Genomic DNA, 16,800 nt, shown 5'->3' on the forward strand with positions numbered 1-16,800 from the left:
GCATCATGGCGTCACCACCTGTATGCGGGCCGCGTCCGGCACCTGCATGTTCAACCGGCGCTCAGCAATTTGCTCAATGCGGGAATGCATGGCCCATGTGCTCTGTTCCAACTGCAATTGGCCCCATTCAATTTCATATTGCTTGGCAGAATCCTCCTGTTGCTGCAGCTCGATATACAGCTTGCGCGCCTTGTGCTGAGACGTAATGACGCCCAGCGCAGCCGCGATCAATACCAGGAACAGGATGATATTCAACTTGACCATGACAGCTACTGCACCGCAGTTCTTTCGGCCACGCGCAACACTGCGCTGCGTGAACGCGGATTACGCTTCACTTCTATCTCGCTAGGACGGATGGCGCGTCCAACGGAAACCAGTCGCGGCTGCGGCAAATCTTTGGCGCGCACCGGAAAATTCGCAGGCAGGTCATCCCTGTCCTGCTCGGCACGCATAAACCGCTTCACGATGCGGTCTTCCAGCGAATGAAAGCTGATCACTGCCAGACGCCCTTGAGGCGCCAGCACCGTTACACACTGAGGCAGAATCAGCGCCAATTCCTCAAGCTCCTGATTGACGAAAATCCGTAGAGCCTGAAAGGTGCGCGTCGCCGGATCCTGGCCAGGCTCGACTTTGGGGATCGCCCCTGCCACGATCTTGGCAAGTTGTCCGGTAGTGGAGATGTCCACCCCTCCTGCGCGCTGCGCAATAATCGTCCTTGCAACCTGTTTAGCAAACCGTTCTTCACCATATTCCTTGATTACCCCCGTGAGTTCCTGTTCCGTTGCATTTGCAATGAATGCCGCCGCAGTCTGTCCGCGGCTTTGATCCATGCGCATATCCAGCGGACCGTCAAACCTGAAGCTAAAACCCCGATCCCCTTCATCTATTTGTGGCGAAGAAATGCCCAGGTCGAGCAATATTCCATCCACCTGCTGAATCCCCAACCCTGCCAACACTTCCGCCATGGCAGCAAAATGACTATGGACGATCGTGAATCTCTCATCCTGGATTGACCCTGCCGCCTCAACGGCGGCAAGGTCGCGATCCAGTGCGATCAACCGTCCCCGGGCACCAAGTTTTTCCAGTATCTTGCGGCTATGCCCGCCGCGACCAAATGTGCCATCCACATAGATGCCATCAGGCCTAATTGCCAAGGCTTCCACTGCCTCATCCAATAAAACCGTGACATGCTGGGAAATCAGAGGTGCCGATACAGGGCGGCTGCCTGCACTCACAGTGAAAAACCTTCCAACTCGGCTGGCAATTCCAGATTCTCAGCAGCCATCACTTGCTGCAATTGTCCCTGCCAGGCTTCCATGCCCCACAGCTCGAAGTGACTGCCCTGCCCCACCAGCATTACCTGTTTCTCCAGCCCGGCAAACTCCCGCAATACAGGAGAGATCAGCATGCGCCCCGCGCTATCGAGATCGATATCTTCCGCAAAACCCACGAGCAAGCGCTGCAAGGCGCTGGATTGGCGATCAAAACTGGAGAGCGACATGACCTTGGTCTGAATGGGTTCCCAGGCAGGCTGAGGATACAAAAGTAAACAGCGATGAGGATGGGCTGTGAGAACCAGACGCCCTTCGCTTTGAACGTGCAGGGCGTCACGGTGCTTGGCTGGCACAGCCAGCCTGCCCTTGGCATCCATATTCAAAGCTGTCGCACCGCGAAACATGAGGCCCCTTTACCGCACACCGGCATCATTGCGCATAGATGCCAGCATGAATGTTCATTGAATGAATGGAGGTAAGTAATCACCAGTCAACTGGAGATGAGCAGTCAACTTTTGACTGACGATTACCCACAAAAACCCACTTTTCTCCACTAGCGCCCACTATAGATAAAAAAAAACGCCAATGCAAGGGCTTTTTATGTGTTTTTCCTTTACAGGACAATGACTTAGCTAATTTTAAGGATAAAATTTTTATCCTTAAAAAATAAGGGGATAGCTAATTTAGTGAAAGTGTTTTATGAGAAACAATGAGGAGGTAACTGAATTTTGGTGAGGAGGCATGAGGTAGGAAGTGACTGAAGAAAATTTGCAGGGAATCAAGACAACAAAACAACAAAGAAAATATCAAGAAAGAAGCTGGTCGATAAGCCGGGTTCTGTTCCCGCAGTGCGGGTGGCAGCCATTCATCTAGGGCCTGGATTGCTCCAGGCCTCAAGCAACCTACCCGGTAGCAGCGCGAGCCACGCCATTGCTACCCTATTTGGTCTTGCTCCGGATGGAGGTTACCGCGTTTCACGTCCACCTTGCGGTTTACTCGTCTCTGTGGCCCTATTCCTCGCCTTGGCCTTTACGTTTTTCAACATAAAGGTTGCTGCGTACGGCCGTTAGCCGTCATCCTGCTCTATGGAGCCCGGACTTTCCTCCCCTCGCTTGCGCGAGCGGCGGCTGCCTGACCAGCTTCGACGCCAGTTTACCACAAGCAAGCTTCCAACCCTGACTCCCTTGTCTGCGCAGCCTGTTCGCACTAGTCCAAATGGACTAGTTCATCCCCCCGGTTTTTAATATAGTCTTGATGGAGTCATTCAACATATTCACTTGGGGAGGGATTATTCAAATGAAACACTTAGCCTATACATCACTCCTGATGCTAGTGGCCGCCTTTCCAGCCACCAGCCAGGCCCAAATCACAGGAAGCCTTATCTTCACTGAACCTCATGCCTGGGTCACTGACACTGAAAATATTGAAGTTCGTTTGCGCCTCACCCTGGACGAGGACTCTTCGTCGTTTGATGTTTCAGATACCGACTTCTGGCTGGATTACATTAACAACAACTCAATCCCAGGCTACGATAGTAATTTCGTAGCAATTGACTGGAGTTACATTTCATCCTGGTATGGTTGCTCGGGTAGTTTCAGCGCCGTGTGCACCGATGGACCTCCCTACAAATTCGAGTTCAACACTTCTGGAACCGATGACGATCTACACTCCCTCATCTCCCTTGCCCCAGGCGAAAGTATAGACTATCTATTTGGCACCTTCATTCCCAGCAATGGTGCAGTAGCGCCTGGCACTTATTATTTCTACAACGCTGGTGTTGATTTTGTCATCAATGGCTACACCCAGGAAGCGCTCGACAATGGCACAAATTCCGAAGAAATCCGCATCACTCTTTTTCAGACCGCATGCGGGTGGGGTGAGGCTGGCTGCAACGCCGCTTTCAGTCGCACCGTGATCGCCGCAGCAGTCCCCGAGCCATCCAGCTATGCGCTCATGGGCCTGGGTCTTGGTGTACTTGCCTACTCCGCACGCAGGAGAAAAAACCGGGCTGTTCGATAAATCTGCGACATCCCACTGAAAAACAAGGCCCGCAATTGCGGGCCTTGTTTTTCAGTCTCTTAATTTCCATGCAATCTTGCCGCCCGCCCTTAGCGGCACCAACTCATCATCGGCAAATGGCAGGCTTGCAGCCACCTCCCAGTCACACTTCTCCAACGTGACCGTATCCTGGTTGCGCGGCAGGCCGTAAAAATCCGGTCCGTAAAGGCTGGCAAAGCCTTCTAACCTATCTAATGCGCCCACCGCCTCAAAAGCCTCGGCATACAGCTCGATGCCCGCATGAGCGGTATACATGCCCGCGCAGCCGCAGGCGGTTTCCTTGGCTGATTTTGGATGCGGCGCGCTATCCGTGCCAAGGAAGAACTTGGGACTCCCAGATATCGCAGCAGCCACCAAGGCCTGCCTGTGCTCCTCGCGCTTAAGCACCGGCAGGCAATAGTGATGCGGACGGATGCCGCCCGCAAACATGGCGTTGCGGTTCATGAGCAGGTGATGCGCAGTAATCGTCGCTCCCACGTGTGCCGGCGCCTGCACCACAAACTCTGCCGCATCCCTGGTAGTGATATGCTCGAACACCACGCGCAACCCCTGGAAACGTTCCAATAACGGGATCATGTTGCGCTCGATAAAGACTTTTTCGCGATCGAACACATCAACATCGGCATCAGTCACTTCTGCATGCACCAGCAACGGCAGGCCATGCTTTTCCATGGCCTCCAGCGCCTTGACGCAATGCCCAAGGTTGGTCACGCCCGAATCGGAATTTGTGGTTGCACCAGCGGGATAAAGCTTGACGCCATGCACGATGCCACTCTGTTTGGCCAGCGCTATTTCCTCCGCGCTGGTATTGTCGGTAAGGTACAAGGTCATCAACGGCTCAAAGTTTGAACCTGCAGGCAACGCCTGCAAGATGCGTTCGCGATATTCCCGCGCCAACACCGTAGTGACTATAGGTGGCCGCAAGTTAGGCATAACAATGGCGCGGCCGAACCGTCGTGCCGTATCCGGTAGCACTGCCTGCAAGGCAGCACCGTCGCGCAAATGCAGATGCCAATCATCAGGGCGGGTAATGGTAATCGTTATCGTCATGAATCTATTCCATTGAAATGCTATTGGGATTGCTTAAGATTGAGCGCTAATTCATACAGCGCATTTTTCTTCGCCCCGGTAATGTCTGTCGCCAGCTTCACCGCCTGTTTCAGGGGTAATTCACTAAGCAACAGTTTCAGAATTCTTTCTGCTTCCATATCGACAGGAACTGCTTCCTTCACCGGCGCAGGTTCCACCAACAGCACAAACTCGCCGCGCTGGCGGTTGGCATCCTCCTCCAGCCAGCTTACTGCCTCTGCCAGCGGAAGCCGATGGATGGTCTCGAAGGTTTTCGTCAACTCACGCGCAATCGTCAGCATGCGCTCGCCCGCAAGCACGGTGGCCATATCAGCAATACTTGCCAGCACACGATGCGGAGCCTCGTAAAATACCAGGGTCACGGAACAATCGGCCAATGATTGCAAATCGGTGCGCCGCTGGCTACCGCTGGCCGGTAAAAATCCATGAAAGCGGAAACCTGGGGCTACGATGCCCGCAGCAGACAACGCAGTCACCACAGCAGAAGGTCCAGGCAGAGGCACTACCTTGACACCGGCAGCATGCGCCATTTCCACCACTACCGCGCCCGGATCGCTGATACCCGGCGTGCCTGCGTCGCTCACCAGCGCGACAGACTCTCCTGCCAGCAAGCGCTGCACCAAATGCTCACCCGCTTTACGTTCGTTGTGCTCATGCACAGCCAGCAGTTTCTTCTGCATGGCAAAATGAGACAGCAGGCCCGATGTGTGACGGGTATCTTCCGCCGCGATCACATCGACAGCCCTGAGCACCTCCAACGCCCGCAGCGTAATATCCTGCAAGTTTCCAATTGGCGTGGCTACCACATATAATGTCCCACTATGATTCAACGACTGCTCGCCCTTTTCTCTCTTATATGTATATGGATGCTATTGCCAGCGCAGGCAATCGCCGCAACCACCGGCCCGAATACCGTGGCACCAGAAACACGGTTTCATGAAGGTATGACATGTCTGCAGTCCCAGGATATCGACTGCGCCAACCTCGCATTGAACCGGATTCCCAGCCAGGATGCCTACGCCAAGCTGCTGGCTGGCAATATCGCCGCTGCCCGGCAAGATTTCGATACCGTATTCCGTCTGCTGCTGCCATTGCAAGCCAATACGGAACTTAATCATGAAGCAGCCGCAAGTTTACACGCAAGCCTCGCGCTCGCCTATGCACAAGAACCTGATCCTCTAAGAGCGCTGGAACAGAGGATAGCGGTAGAACGCTTCCTGGACAGCGACCAAAGCCGCGCCGAAAATCACGAGAAAATCTGGGCTGGTCTGAGCCAGCTCAGCCGCGACGACCTGATCAACATGCGCGGCGAAAGTCCGGATACCAATATCCAGGGCTGGATAGATTTGGCATTGGCAGCGCAGGAACCGGATAATAATACACTTAAATCCTGGGCAGGCTTTTATCCTGGCCATGCAGCAAGCCAGGGATTCAGCCAACAGTTATTATCTCAGCATGCAGTAACAATAACTACAACGGCAGCCTCTGCCGCACTCGCTACACCCGGCCAACAGGATGGCAAGATCGGTATTATCCTACCCTTCTCGATAGAGGCTTATTACCCTGCTGCCGATGCTATAGAGCAGGGGTTTGCCGCTGCTCAGGCTCAAGCCAAGGATCAGCGCGAACTCGTGATTTATGCCACCGACGGCAACCCGGCGACTATTACCGAAACATATCAGCAAGCCGTCAATGATGGCTCCAAGATTATTCTGGGCCCTCTCACCCGTGACGAGGTCACTCGCCTCAGCCAGCAGCCCATCACAATTCCAACCCTGGCGCTCAATCAACCAGACATTACTCCTGGCAACTCCTCTCTTCTTTATATTTACGGGCTGTCGATAGAGATGGAAATCGCCCAGATCATCAAATTGGCGCAACGTTTGGGCATGCAAACTGCCACTGTAGCTGCGGGCAGCAATCACCTGGCAGAGCGCATGGCACAGGCCTTCAGTAATCAATGGATGGCGGCAGGCGGGCATATCATTCAGCAACTGACTTTTAACGAAGATAGCCAACTCACCGAACTCCAGGCAAAAATCACCGCCAATCCGGCGGACATGATCTTTCTGGCAGCCAACTATGAAGAGGCAAGAACCATCCGCCCTTACCTGGACACCGCAACACCAACATTTGCCACCTCGCATGCCTATGATGGCATTCCCCACGATCCTGAAAACGAGCCACTCAATGCGGTACGTTTCCTGGATATACCATGGCTGCTCAACCCCGACGCGCCAGCATTTTCTGATTTCAAGGACGCTGCTGCCGATCTGCCTCCTGGCGAAATGCAACGATGGTTTGCGCTAGGAGCGGATGCCTACCGCATTCTTGCCCATATCAGCCAACAGCCGCAACAAACCTACACTCTGCAAGGCCTGACCGGAAAAATCAGCATTGCCGCTGACGGCCACATCAGCCGCGAATTGGCCAGCGGGCGCTTCAGCGCGCAAGGCATCGAGCTGGAAACCCTGCCGTGAAACAGCGCGGCGATGATGCGGAAGCACTGGCTGCTGCCTACCTGGAAGCCCAGGGCCTATCGCTACTACAGCGCAATTATCATTGCCGCTTTGGTGAAATTGACCTGGTCATGAAACAAAATGACACGATTGTATTCGTTGAAGTTCGCATGCGCAGCCATACAGCATTTGGGGGCGCCGCTGCCAGCATCACGGCAAGCAAACAGCAAAAACTCATCCGCACCGCCGAGCACTTTCTGCAACAGCACGGCAATGCCGCCTGCCGTTTTGACGCCATTTTGATGAACGCGCTGGATTCAAGCCAGATCGAGTGGATCAGGGACGCCTTCAACGCCTGACAACTCACCCTTACCGACAACGAGAAATGATAGACCTTCATACCCGCATCACCACTCATTTTGAAGAAAGCGGCCGACTCAAGCTGAATCTAGCTGAGTTATTGGCAGCGCCGATTGCCCACTCCGCCGAAATCATTGTGCAAGCCCTGCTCCATGAGAAAAAAATCCTTGCCTGCGGCAACGGCGGCTCCGCCTCCAGCGCGCAATATTTTGCCTCACGCATGCTGAACCGCTACGACCAGGAACGGCCCGGTCTGGCGGCAATTGCGCTTCCTGCAGATATCTCAACTCTGACTTCGATCGCCAATGACAACCATTTTGAGCAAGTATTTGCCCGCCAAGTCACTGCGTTGGGGCATCAGGGCGATATATTGCTGGCGCTCAGCACCAGCGGCAACTCCAGGAATATACTGCGCGCCATTGCCGCAGCCAAGGAAACAGGCATGCAAGTGATTGCCTTCAGCGGCGGCGACGGCGGCGAGCTGGTGGAACTTCTGACTGGGGAAGATATCCATATCGGCGTACCGCACGACCACCCAGCCAGAGTCCAGGAAGTTTATATTTTGACCTTGCATTGCATTTGTGATGCGATAGATTGTCTTTTATTAGGAGTAAATTGATATGCGCATGCTTCCCTCCCTGCTTCTGGCACTGGTGTTATCCAGCCAGCTCGCGGCTTGCGTCCCTGCCGTCATCGGCGGCGCGGCTGCTGGCGGCGTCATGGCCGCCGACCGCAGAACCTCCGGTATTTATATCGAAGACCAGAATATCGAAATCAAGGCTTCACATGCCATCTCGCAGGAACTGGGTGAAAAGAACCATATCAATGTCACCAGTTATAACCGCAGCGTACTGCTTACCGGTGAAGCGGTTGATGCCGCGAGCAAGGAAGCCGCTGAAAAAGCCGTACGCAATATCGACAATGTCGTCAATATCACCAACGAGATCGTCATCGACACCAAGAGTGCTCTTACCGAACGTAACAACGACACATACATCACCTCCAAGGTAAAGGCGCGCATGCTGAAGGAAAACCGCTTTCCCGCCAATTATGTCAAGGTCGTCACCGAAGCCACGACTGTCTTCCTGATGGGTATTGTGACCAGGCAAGAAGCGGAAGATGCTGTGGATATCGCCCGCAGCACCAGCGGCGTCGGCAAGGTAGTCAAGGTATTTGAATACATGGATTGATGCATGCCGCACTCCGGCACCCGAGCAAGCCCAAAGTCTGCATTGGGTGCTAGAATGCGCCCTTGATTCGAGTTAATGGTTACCCACATGAGCACACCAGCACAATCAGCAATCAATGAAATCATCATCCAGGGCCTGACCCGCGCTGGGAAACCCTTCCGACCGAGCGACTGGGTGGACAGGATGTGTAGCACCTACGCGACTTTCGGCGCCGACCGCAAACTGCGCTATTCCCCTTATCTCAAACCACGCGTCATCGAAGGCGTGCGCTGCCTGGCAGTCGATTTGAAACTAAAAGATACCAATCCCGAGGGGTTCAGCCAACTCATGCATTTTGCTGATGAAAACCAGCTCAACATCCTCGATGCCAACGGCAACAGTATCCCCGTACCCGCCTGACCTTACTCACAAAGTACGCTGCTTACCCCAGGCGCTATTGCCCCAGTTCAGGGAAGTGACAAATTGTTCAAGAGTATTTACCATCCTTACTTTATACGGGGAATGAGGGGATACTCTTGAATTTGAACGTGCCAGCACTGGCTGATCATCCACTGATCATTGCAGAAACCAGACCTTCAAGAATCAGCAAATTCCTGAGTACGCTTCCCGTCACCAACACCCTGGAAACTGCCCAGTCCCTGCAGGAGGAACTTGAGTCTCTCAATCGGCAAAAAGCCGCACCAGATGTTCGCGCCAAAGCACTGGAAACCTACCGTCCTGCCGTCATCAACGTGGCAGAACAATTAGCATCTCATTATTGCAGCGCCCCCCTGCCACTGCCCGATCAGGACAGACAATACGCTGTGCTGGCCAATACCTTGTGGCTGGAAATGGCCTATGGCTATAAGCGCGCCATCCTCGACATCGAAAACAAACTTTTCAGGTTCGGCAATGTAAAGCTACTGGCACTTTGCCTGCACCGCGCGCTTGACGCATTACGCGCGCAAATCGAGGTTCATTACGAAACCTATCGCTCACAACCGCCTGCCCTGTGGAGCGAATTGCACCAGATTTATGCATTAGCGGACCAGCGCGAGCTGGCAGAGCAATCAGTGGATGATCCGTCCCGCCAGCATTCACTTCCCATCAGCCATATCTACAAGCAGGTATTGCTGCTCAGCCTGGCCGACCCCCAACGCCTGTCGCAGCGGGATATCAAGCTTACTTGCGACTATATTGAACGCTTCGCAGGACTGGCCCAACTGCAACGCCCGGCATTGGTTGAAAACCCGGCAGCGGTTTTCCTGATTTCGGGCGAAAGTGACAAACCACCGATACCGCTGGGCAAGCGCCTGCGGAAAATTGATGAGCACAATGACCTGTTGCTCATGACCATGGATCTGGCGCGACAAATCCATCTGCATATCAAACAATATCAGCTTGGCCCTTTCCCGCCAGAAGCAGGCTTGCCTGAAAGTGCAAACCATCCTCGCTACCAGGACATGCTCACCTATTTGTTGCGCCATTGGGGCGCCTCTCCCAAACGCATTTATAACCGCACCACAAAAAATGACGGCATTGAACTGTCCGTCGGTTTACCAGCATTACATAAAGTACTATTGGAAAATACTGCTAACAACGGGAAATCACCTCGCAGCTCCCGCTGGCAGGCCCTCAACATCAGTGCTGGCGGCATGGCGCTACGCAAACTGCCCGCGACCGAAGCCCACCTCCATATCGGCGACCTGGTCGGAGTGCGTATCAGCCACACCACGCATTGGGCCATTGGCGTGCTACGCTGGGCCAGCCATACCGACAACCGCTACCTGGATATCGGCATCCAGATGCTGGCGCCCGAGGCGCATCCGGTCAGCGCTATCTATAATGACCAAATAACAGCCTTGCTGTTATTACCGGACATTCCCGCGCTCAAGCAGTCATCCTCCCTTGTCGGCAATCCCGGCACCTACAGTCCGGCAAAAATCATGGAGTTGTTACAAGAGGATGGCTCAAGCAAGCGCATCATGATTACGCGACTGATTGAAAGAACGAACCAATACGACCACTTCCAGTTCAATACGCTGTAAACCTGCCTGGAAGTGCTACCTCTGATCCGGCCCGGCCTATTCTCATCCCGCACTGCATTCAATACTTCACTTGCAGGATTTTTTTCGCTAGGATAGCGGAATTACTTGGTATTCTGCCAGGATAAAGCCGGAGCAAAGCAAGACCGGCACCATTACATCCATAAAATTTAGAGGTTCAAATGAGCGAACATATTATCCACATCAGCGATAACACTTTTGATCAGGAAGTCCTGCAATCCCAGGTTCCGGTCCTGGTAGATTACTGGGCTGAATGGTGCGGTCCCTGCAAGATGATTGCTCCCATTCTGGACGAAGTATCCCAGGAATACGCAGGTCGCCTGAAAGTAGCAAAGCTCAATATTGACGAAAACCATAGCACTCCTCCCAAGTACGGTATTCGCGGCATTCCAACCCTGATGCTGTTCAAGAATGGCAATGTTGAGGCCACCAAGGTAGGCGCCCTGTCCAAATCCCAGCTATCCGCCTTTATTGACAGCAACATTTAATCACGTTACTCTGGCACCAGGTTCCACACTCCAAGACTGACACCTTCGGAACCTGGTTTCGCCCTCATACCAATTCCCCGTTTTGCAGTACTTTCGATTTCAACGAGCCTTCCTTTTATGCATTTATCCGACCTTAAACACCTACCTGTCACTGAATTAGTCGAAATGGCCATCGCCAACGAGATTGAAGGCGCCAGCCGCATGCGCAAGCAGGACTTGATCTTTGCCATCTTGAAGAACAAGGCCAAGAAGGGTGACAGTATCTATGGGGATGGAACGCTAGAAGTGCTGCAAGACGGTTTCGGCTTCCTGCGTTCGCCAGATACCTCTTATCTGGCCGGACCAGACGACATTTATGTCTCTCCTTCGCAAATCCGCCGCTTCAACCTGCATACCGGCGACACTATCCAGGGTGAAATCCGCACCCCAAAAGATGGTGAGCGCTATTTTGCACTGGTCAAGGTAGACAACGTCAACGGCGAAGCACCCGAGAACAGCAAACACAAAATCCTGTTTGAAAACCTCACGCCACTGTTCCCCACCCAACCCTTGGTACTGGAACGTGACATACGTGGAGAGGAAAACATTACCGGTCGCGTCATTGACATGATTGCGCCTATCGGCAAAGGCCAACGTGCCCTGCTCGTTGCACCGCCAAAATCCGGCAAAACCGTGATGATGCAGCATATCGCCCACGCCATTACTGCCAACCATCCCGACGTGGTGCTGATCGTCCTCATGATCGATGAGCGCCCAGAAGAAGTCACGGAAATGACCCGCTCAGTAAAAGGCGAAGTGGTCGCTTCCACGTTCGATGAACCTGCTACTCGTCACGTGCAGGTAGCAGAAATGGTGTTGGAAAAAGCCAAGCGCCTGGTCGAGCACAAGAAGGATGTCGTCATCTTGCTGGACTCCATCACTCGCCTGGCGCGTGCCTACAATACTGTGGTGCCTGCATCAGGCAAGGTATTGACCGGCGGCGTGGATGCCAATGCATTGCAACGCCCCAAGCGCTTTTTCGGCGCGGCACGCAACATTGAAGAAGGCGGCTCGCTCACCATCATCGGCACTGCATTGGTGGATACCGGCTCGCGCATGGATGACGTGATCTATGAAGAATTCAAGGGCACCGGCAACTGCGAACTGCATCTCGATCGCCGCATGGCAGAAAAGCGCATCTATCCGGCCATCAACGTCAACAAGTCCGGCACACGCCGCGAAGAGCTGCTGATTGAAAAAGACGTCCTGCAGAAGATCTGGGTATTGCGCAAATTGCTCTATCCCATGGACGATCTGGAGGCCATGGAATTCCTGCTGGACAAGATCAAGGCGACGAAGAACAACGCAGATTTCTTCGACTCGATGCGCAGAGGATAAGCTCGGCAGACGTCTGAATAAGTTGCAATTTTACAGCAGCATCAATATAATCCACGGTTTTCCTGCTCAGCAGGAACCTACACTGGCCCGCCGCACAAACCGGCAATATAGAGGTAAACAATATGAAACCTGGCATTCATCCAGAATATCGCGAAGTTGTATTTCAGGATATCGGCGCTGATTTCAGCTTCCTGACACGCTCCACCATTGCCACCAGAGAGACCATCAAATGGACTGATGGCAAGGAATATCCACTGGTAAAGATTGAAGTTTCCTCCCAATCTCACCCATTCTATACCGGCAAGCAGAAGATTCTTGATACTGCTGGCCGTGTTGAGAAATTCCGCCAGAAATACGGCATGTAATTTCACATGTTGCGGCAAAAAGGCAGCCCAGGCTGCCTTTTTTGTTTTCCATCGATCCGCTCATGTTTAAAATAAGCAAAATGAGAAAAACGGACAGGTCAACGCGATCATCACAAGGATATTATGGCATTCGAGCTTGAGCATGACTGGCAGGCACATTTAGCAACGCCCCGCGCGCGCGTGGGCGAGCGGGCCAAAACCCATTTGCTGATCCTGCTCTGCCTGGCATGGATATTCCTTGGCCTGGTCGGGCACGAGCCGTGGAAGCCAGACGAAGCACAGACCATCAGCATCGTCAAGAACATGGTCCATGGCAATCACCTACTTGTCCCCATCGCAGCAGGCCAATCCACCATAGAATACCCTCCACTGTATTACTGGAGCGCGGCTGGCAGCGCCAAGCTGCTATCTTCCCTCCTGCCTTTGCATGATGCTGCCAGACTGGTCAATAGCGTATGGATGACCATTACCCTGCTCATGGTGGGCATGTTGGGCCGGGAACTCTGGGGTATCGGTATTGGTCGCCAGATCACCTTCATTTTTATTGCCTCCATTGGCCTGGTCGCCTCCGCACACTTATTGATGCCGCAAGTGGCTGCACTATCAGGATTATCCATGGCGCTTTATGCGCTGGCGCTTGCCAAACGCCGCCCCCTGCGGGCTTCCGGCCTGCTGGGCACAGGCTTGGGCATCAGCTTTTTATCTACCGGTCCGGCCAGCGCCCTGATTGTCCTGGCAACCATGCTGTTGCTGCCTGCGCTGTTCAGCCAGTGGCGCAGCAAAAGCTTTGCAACCGTCTCCTTATTAAGCCTGCTCGCCGCCAGCCCGTGGTTGTTGCTTTGGCCATGGCTGCTCTTCAATGCCGATCCGGCCCAATTCAGCGCATGGCACCAGCAAAACCTGGCCAATGTTGATGCATTCAATCATGTCTACATCCTGCGCACCCTGCTTTGGTACTCCTGGCCAGCCCTGCCGATTGCCGCCTGGGGCGCATGGCGTTATCGCGCATCGTTGCTGCACAAGCCCAAGATGCAATTGCTGCTGGTATTTTTTGCTGTCAGCCTGGTGATTATCGGCATAACCGCCGAACGGCGCGAAATCCATCTGCTGCCCTTGCTATTGCCTCTGGCAGCGCTTGCCGGCGGCAGCGTGGAAACATTGAAACGTGGCGCAGCTGGCGCGCTGGATTGGTTTGGACTGTTGCTCTTCGGCCTGATGGGATCACTGATCTGGCTGGGATGGTTTGCCATGATGACCGGCGTGCCGGCCAAAATTGCCGAACGCATGCAATTCCTTGCCGCCACCCAGGAAGCCCACCTGAACATCCTGGCGCTGGCTGCCGCCCTGACTGTCACTATCATCTGGCTATTCGTGATTTCCAACAGCAAGCGCTCGAATCGTGGCACCTTGACCACCTGGGCAGTGGGCATGACCATGACTTGGGGCCTGCTGATGTCGCTATGGCTGCCCTGGATAGACAATGCGCGCAGTTACAAGCATGTCATGCTAGAATTTGGCACAGCCCTGCCCGCACAGCATACTTGCATCAACAGCTATGGCGTCAGCAGTGCTCAGACCGCCCTGCTGGATTACTATACTGGGCTCGCGCTCCATCCACAGCAATCGCAACAGCACAGCAAGCCGGATTGCAACCTGTACCTGATTCAGGAAGAAACCCGCCGCCCAACCCTGACACCGGGTGACCAATGGAAATTGCTATGGTCTGGCAATCGCGCGCTGGACAAGCGCGAACGCTTCCGCCTGTTCCAGCGTGAAGCCGGGCCAACCATTGCAGAGCAAGAGGAATCGCCTTAACTCGGCAATGGTTGCAATAGTTCGGCCAAGGCTTCGGCATCCTGGATAATGCTTTGATTGGCCTTGGCCTCCATCATTCGGTAACGCGCCAGCACGTCCTGCCCAAACGACGTGACCCGGGCGCCGCCACCCTGGCTGCCACCGGTCACAGTAACCACCAGGGGCTCGCGAAAACTCTTGTTCATCGCATCAACCAGATCCCATGCCCGTTTGTACGACATCCCCATCGCCCGGGCACCAGCGGATATGGAACCGCTTTTGTCTATGGCTTCCAGCAGATCAGCCTTGCCCGGCCCGATGGCCACCAAATGCTGATATGGCAGACGAATCTTGATACTGATGGCGCTCATTGAAATTTTCACCTCTTCCCGCGGTCGAAAACAACAGCGGCTAATGTTGTTTGCATAGCCTGAAAAACATACAATCCCGGCATCTTATCGCATCCATGACAAACCTGAACAGCCGCCCATGTCCGCCGCCAGCCACCCATCTCAACTGATCGACCAGTTTGGCCGCCGTGTAGACTATATACGCCTGTCGATTACCGACCGCTGCGATTTCCGTTGCGTCTATTGCATGGGCGAAGACATGACCTTCCTACCCAGGGCAGAAGTGTTATCTCTTGAGGAATGTGCCCGGCTGGTCAGGACTTTTGTCAGCCTGGGCGTCAGCAGGGTGCGCATCACCGGCGGAGAGCCCCTGGTGCGTAAAAATGCGCTTTCCCTATTTGAGGATATTGGCCGCCTGCCCGGCCTACGCGAACTGACCATGACCACCAACGGCTCCCAGCTCGAACGCTATGCCCGCGCGCTGAAACAGGCAGGCCTGAGCCGTATCAATATCAGCGTGGACAGCCTGGACCCCGAACGCTTCCACAACATCACCCGGGTCGGTGACCTTGATAAAGTCATGCGCGGCATCCAGGCAGCCAAGGAGGCAGGCTTTACCCGCATCAGACTGAATACCGTGCTCATGCACGGCATCAACGAGGATGAAACCATCCCATTGGTGGAATTCGCCATCCAGCAAAGGTTGGATATCGCCTTCATCGAAGAAATGCCGCTTGGCGCAGTGGACCATGATCGCGCTTCCACCTATGTCAGCAACCAGGCTACGCTCAAGCTGCTGCAGTCCCATTTCACCCTGCACAACAGTACGGAATCCACCAGCGGGCCTGCGCATTATTGGCGCATTGCCGATACCGGCACGCGGATAGGTTTCATCTCGCCACACAGCCACAACTTCTGTGAAGCCTGTAACCGGGTACGTATCACCTGCAAGGGTGAGCTTTACCTGTGCCTTGGGCAAGAAAACAAGGTGGACCTCCTGCCTTTGTTGCGTGAAAACCCCAAGGATGATGAACCTTTGCGGGCAGCGATTATCGATTCAATGCGTATCAAACCCAAAGGCCATGACTTCGACCTACGCCGACGCGAACCAGCCGTCATCCGCTTCATGTCCCATACTGGCGGCTAGCTAGAGTCACGCCATCCATGCCTGCATCATGGGTGTAACTTCACTGGAAAATACAGTAAAATTTCAAGATTTTGAATCAATCATGTTGGCATGGTGTCACAGCAATGTGACCCGGAATTTGAGCAATTTATTATGAATATTACAGGTATCGTGCTTGCAGGCGGCAAAGGCAAGCGTATGGGTGGCGTTGACAAGGGTTTGGTCGAGTTCAACCGACAACCTATGGTATCGCATGTGTTGCGCCGCCTCGCGCCGCAAGTGGATGAAATATTGATCAATGCCAACCGCGAGCTCCAGCGTTATAACCAGTTTGGCCACCGCGTGATCGAAGATGAATTCAGCGGATTTGCCGGACCACTCGCAGGCTTACATGCAGGCATGCAGCACGCGGAATCCCCTTACATTCTCACGGCCCCCGTGGATTCGCCTTTGTTACCACCCAATCTCGCCAAACGATTGTTGAATGCGCTGATCATGCACGATGCGGACATCGCAGTCGCCCGGACCGGCAAACAGGCCCACCCTGTGTTCAGCCTCTGCCGCCGCACATTGCTTCCCGAGCTGGAGCAATTCTTGACCGAAGGCGGACGCAAAATGGCAGATTGGATCGCGCAGCTCGACCATGTCACCGTATCATTCTCCGACCAGCCATGCGCCTTTATCAACATCAACACCCTGGAAGAATTGTCCGAGCTGGAACAGGCGGCGTGAATACTCCCGCTTTCCCTCGCCCGGTACTAGGCTTCTGTGCCTATGGCAGCGGTGCCGGGAAAACCACCTTGCTCACCAGCCTGATTCCAGTAC

The 16,800-nt window shown here is 54.0% G+C and carries 19 protein-coding genes and 1 other RNA gene; 13 read left to right on the plus strand and 7 right to left on the minus strand.

All coding sequences use genetic code 11. The features are described 5' to 3' along the window. Nucleotides 1–3: 3 nt before the first annotated feature. The 4 genes from ftsL to rnpB form a co-directional block, all read right to left on the minus strand. Nucleotides 4–264 carry a cell division protein FtsL gene (ftsL, locus tag V7Z75_RS09925; RefSeq protein WP_334108460.1) on the minus strand — a complete coding sequence of 87 codons (261 nt, stop codon included), beginning with the start codon at nucleotides 262–264 and terminating at the stop codon, nucleotides 4–6. Between the two features lie 5 nt (nucleotides 265–269). Next, nucleotides 270–1,235, minus strand: a complete 966-nt coding sequence (rsmH, locus tag V7Z75_RS09930) for a 16S rRNA (cytosine(1402)-N(4))-methyltransferase RsmH (RefSeq protein WP_334108461.1) — start codon at nucleotides 1,233–1,235, stop codon at nucleotides 270–272. Then, nucleotides 1,232–1,678 (minus strand): division/cell wall cluster transcriptional repressor MraZ, encoded by a 447-nt coding sequence (mraZ, locus tag V7Z75_RS09935; RefSeq protein WP_334108462.1) that lies wholly within the window; start codon nucleotides 1,676–1,678, stop codon nucleotides 1,232–1,234. Before mraZ ends, rsmH begins: the two co-directional genes overlap by 4 nt. A gap of 406 nt (nucleotides 1,679–2,084) precedes the next feature. Then, nucleotides 2,085–2,417: RNase P RNA component class A (gene rnpB / locus V7Z75_RS09940), an RNA gene on the minus strand. Nucleotides 2,418–2,570: 153 nt separating this feature from the next. On the opposite strand from rnpB, the gene V7Z75_RS09945 reads away from it, so the two are divergent. Next, a complete protein-coding gene (locus V7Z75_RS09945; protein WP_334108463.1) occupies nucleotides 2,571–3,293 on the plus strand; it encodes a PEP-CTERM sorting domain-containing protein in 723 nt (240 codons plus the stop codon). A gap of 51 nt (nucleotides 3,294–3,344) precedes the next feature. Here the strand turns inward: V7Z75_RS09945 and pyrC are convergent, their stop codons facing one another. Both pyrC and rsmI read right to left on the minus strand, forming a co-directional pair. Further along, nucleotides 3,345–4,382 (minus strand): dihydroorotase, encoded by a 1,038-nt coding sequence (gene pyrC / locus V7Z75_RS09950; RefSeq protein ID WP_334108464.1) that lies wholly within the window; start codon nucleotides 4,380–4,382, stop codon nucleotides 3,345–3,347. A gap of 20 nt (nucleotides 4,383–4,402) precedes the next feature. Next, a complete protein-coding gene (rsmI, locus tag V7Z75_RS09955; protein WP_334108465.1) occupies nucleotides 4,403–5,251 on the minus strand; it encodes a 16S rRNA (cytidine(1402)-2'-O)-methyltransferase in 849 nt (282 codons plus the stop codon). A 36-nt stretch (nucleotides 5,252–5,287) separates the two neighbouring features. On the opposite strand from rsmI, the gene V7Z75_RS09960 reads away from it, so the two are divergent. From V7Z75_RS09960 to V7Z75_RS10005, 10 genes are all read left to right on the plus strand, one after another. Continuing rightward, nucleotides 5,288–6,901 (plus strand): penicillin-binding protein activator, encoded by a 1,614-nt coding sequence (locus tag V7Z75_RS09960; RefSeq protein ID WP_334108466.1) that lies wholly within the window; start codon nucleotides 5,288–5,290, stop codon nucleotides 6,899–6,901. Beyond that, nucleotides 6,898–7,239, plus strand: coding sequence for a YraN family protein (locus tag V7Z75_RS09965; protein WP_334108467.1), 342 nt, complete (start codon nucleotides 6,898–6,900; stop codon nucleotides 7,237–7,239). Before V7Z75_RS09960 ends, V7Z75_RS09965 begins: the two co-directional genes overlap by 4 nt. 29 nt (nucleotides 7,240–7,268) lie before the next feature. Beyond that, nucleotides 7,269–7,859, plus strand: a complete 591-nt coding sequence (locus V7Z75_RS09970) for an SIS domain-containing protein (protein WP_334108487.1) — start codon at nucleotides 7,269–7,271, stop codon at nucleotides 7,857–7,859. 1 nt (nucleotide 7,860) lies between these two features. Continuing rightward, nucleotides 7,861–8,430 carry a BON domain-containing protein gene (locus V7Z75_RS09975; protein WP_334108468.1) on the plus strand — a complete coding sequence of 190 codons (570 nt, stop codon included), beginning with the start codon at nucleotides 7,861–7,863 and terminating at the stop codon, nucleotides 8,428–8,430. Nucleotides 8,431–8,517: 87 nt separating this feature from the next. Further along, the gene (locus V7Z75_RS09980) at nucleotides 8,518–8,829 is read left to right on the plus strand and encodes a DUF3579 domain-containing protein (protein WP_334108469.1); all 312 of its coding nucleotides are present in this window, start codon (nucleotides 8,518–8,520) and stop codon (nucleotides 8,827–8,829) included. Between the two features lie 116 nt (nucleotides 8,830–8,945). Continuing rightward, on the plus strand, nucleotides 8,946–10,457 hold the full coding sequence (locus V7Z75_RS09985) for a hypothetical protein (protein ID WP_334108470.1): 1,512 nt from the start codon (nucleotides 8,946–8,948) through the stop codon (nucleotides 10,455–10,457). 179 nt (nucleotides 10,458–10,636) lie between these two features. Beyond that, complete coding sequence (gene trxA, locus V7Z75_RS09990) at nucleotides 10,637–10,963, plus strand: thioredoxin TrxA (RefSeq protein ID WP_334108471.1); 327 nt, start codon at nucleotides 10,637–10,639, stop codon at nucleotides 10,961–10,963. Nucleotides 10,964–11,080: 117 nt separating this feature from the next. Continuing rightward, the gene (gene rho / locus V7Z75_RS09995; protein ID WP_334108472.1) at nucleotides 11,081–12,340 is read left to right on the plus strand and encodes a transcription termination factor Rho; all 1,260 of its coding nucleotides are present in this window, start codon (nucleotides 11,081–11,083) and stop codon (nucleotides 12,338–12,340) included. A 122-nt stretch (nucleotides 12,341–12,462) separates the two neighbouring features. After that, the gene (locus V7Z75_RS10000) at nucleotides 12,463–12,705 is read left to right on the plus strand and encodes a type B 50S ribosomal protein L31 (RefSeq protein WP_334108473.1); all 243 of its coding nucleotides are present in this window, start codon (nucleotides 12,463–12,465) and stop codon (nucleotides 12,703–12,705) included. Nucleotides 12,706–12,828: 123 nt separating this feature from the next. Then, nucleotides 12,829–14,520 (plus strand): ArnT family glycosyltransferase, encoded by a 1,692-nt coding sequence (locus V7Z75_RS10005; RefSeq protein WP_334108474.1) that lies wholly within the window; start codon nucleotides 12,829–12,831, stop codon nucleotides 14,518–14,520. On the opposite strand, the gene V7Z75_RS10010 is transcribed toward V7Z75_RS10005, so the two are convergent. Next, the gene (locus V7Z75_RS10010) at nucleotides 14,517–14,870 is read right to left on the minus strand and encodes a winged helix-turn-helix domain-containing protein (protein ID WP_334108475.1); all 354 of its coding nucleotides are present in this window, start codon (nucleotides 14,868–14,870) and stop codon (nucleotides 14,517–14,519) included. The genes V7Z75_RS10005 and V7Z75_RS10010 overlap by 4 nt on opposite strands. Before the next feature lie 118 nt (nucleotides 14,871–14,988). On the opposite strand from V7Z75_RS10010, the gene moaA reads away from it, so the two are divergent. Further along, nucleotides 14,989–15,996, plus strand: a complete 1,008-nt coding sequence (gene moaA, locus V7Z75_RS10015) for a GTP 3',8-cyclase MoaA (protein ID WP_334108476.1) — start codon at nucleotides 14,989–14,991, stop codon at nucleotides 15,994–15,996. Between the two features lie 132 nt (nucleotides 15,997–16,128). Next, on the plus strand, nucleotides 16,129–16,707 hold the full coding sequence (gene mobA, locus V7Z75_RS10020; RefSeq protein ID WP_334108477.1) for a molybdenum cofactor guanylyltransferase MobA: 579 nt from the start codon (nucleotides 16,129–16,131) through the stop codon (nucleotides 16,705–16,707). The last annotated feature ends 93 nt before the right edge of the window (nucleotides 16,708–16,800 follow it).

This window comes from Methylobacillus sp. (genome assembly GCF_036844465.1).
Classification (GTDB): Bacteria; Pseudomonadota; Gammaproteobacteria; order Burkholderiales; family Methylophilaceae; genus Methylobacillus.

Coding starts and splice junctions, on each gene's coding strand:
- pyrC (WP_334108464.1), bottom strand. CDS start 4,382: ATGACGATAACGATTACCATTACCCGCCCTGATGATTGGCATCTGCAT.
- V7Z75_RS09980 (WP_334108469.1), top strand. CDS start 8,518: ATGAGCACACCAGCACAATCAGCAATCAATGAAATCATCATCCAGGGC.
- moaA (WP_334108476.1), top strand. CDS start 14,989: ATGTCCGCCGCCAGCCACCCATCTCAACTGATCGACCAGTTTGGCCGC.
- ftsL (WP_334108460.1), bottom strand. CDS start 264: ATGGTCAAGTTGAATATCATCCTGTTCCTGGTATTGATCGCGGCTGCG.
- V7Z75_RS09945 (WP_334108463.1), top strand. CDS start 2,571: ATGAAACACTTAGCCTATACATCACTCCTGATGCTAGTGGCCGCCTTT.
- V7Z75_RS09975 (WP_334108468.1), top strand. CDS start 7,861: ATGCGCATGCTTCCCTCCCTGCTTCTGGCACTGGTGTTATCCAGCCAG.
- mraZ (WP_334108462.1), bottom strand. CDS start 1,678: ATGTTTCGCGGTGCGACAGCTTTGAATATGGATGCCAAGGGCAGGCTG.
- rho (WP_334108472.1), top strand. CDS start 11,081: ATGCATTTATCCGACCTTAAACACCTACCTGTCACTGAATTAGTCGAA.
- V7Z75_RS10000 (WP_334108473.1), top strand. CDS start 12,463: ATGAAACCTGGCATTCATCCAGAATATCGCGAAGTTGTATTTCAGGAT.
- V7Z75_RS10005 (WP_334108474.1), top strand. CDS start 12,829: ATGGCATTCGAGCTTGAGCATGACTGGCAGGCACATTTAGCAACGCCC.
- mobA (WP_334108477.1), top strand. CDS start 16,129: ATGAATATTACAGGTATCGTGCTTGCAGGCGGCAAAGGCAAGCGTATG.
- trxA (WP_334108471.1), top strand. CDS start 10,637: ATGAGCGAACATATTATCCACATCAGCGATAACACTTTTGATCAGGAA.
- V7Z75_RS10010 (WP_334108475.1), bottom strand. CDS start 14,870: ATGAGCGCCATCAGTATCAAGATTCGTCTGCCATATCAGCATTTGGTG.
- V7Z75_RS09960 (WP_334108466.1), top strand. CDS start 5,288: ATGCTATTGCCAGCGCAGGCAATCGCCGCAACCACCGGCCCGAATACC.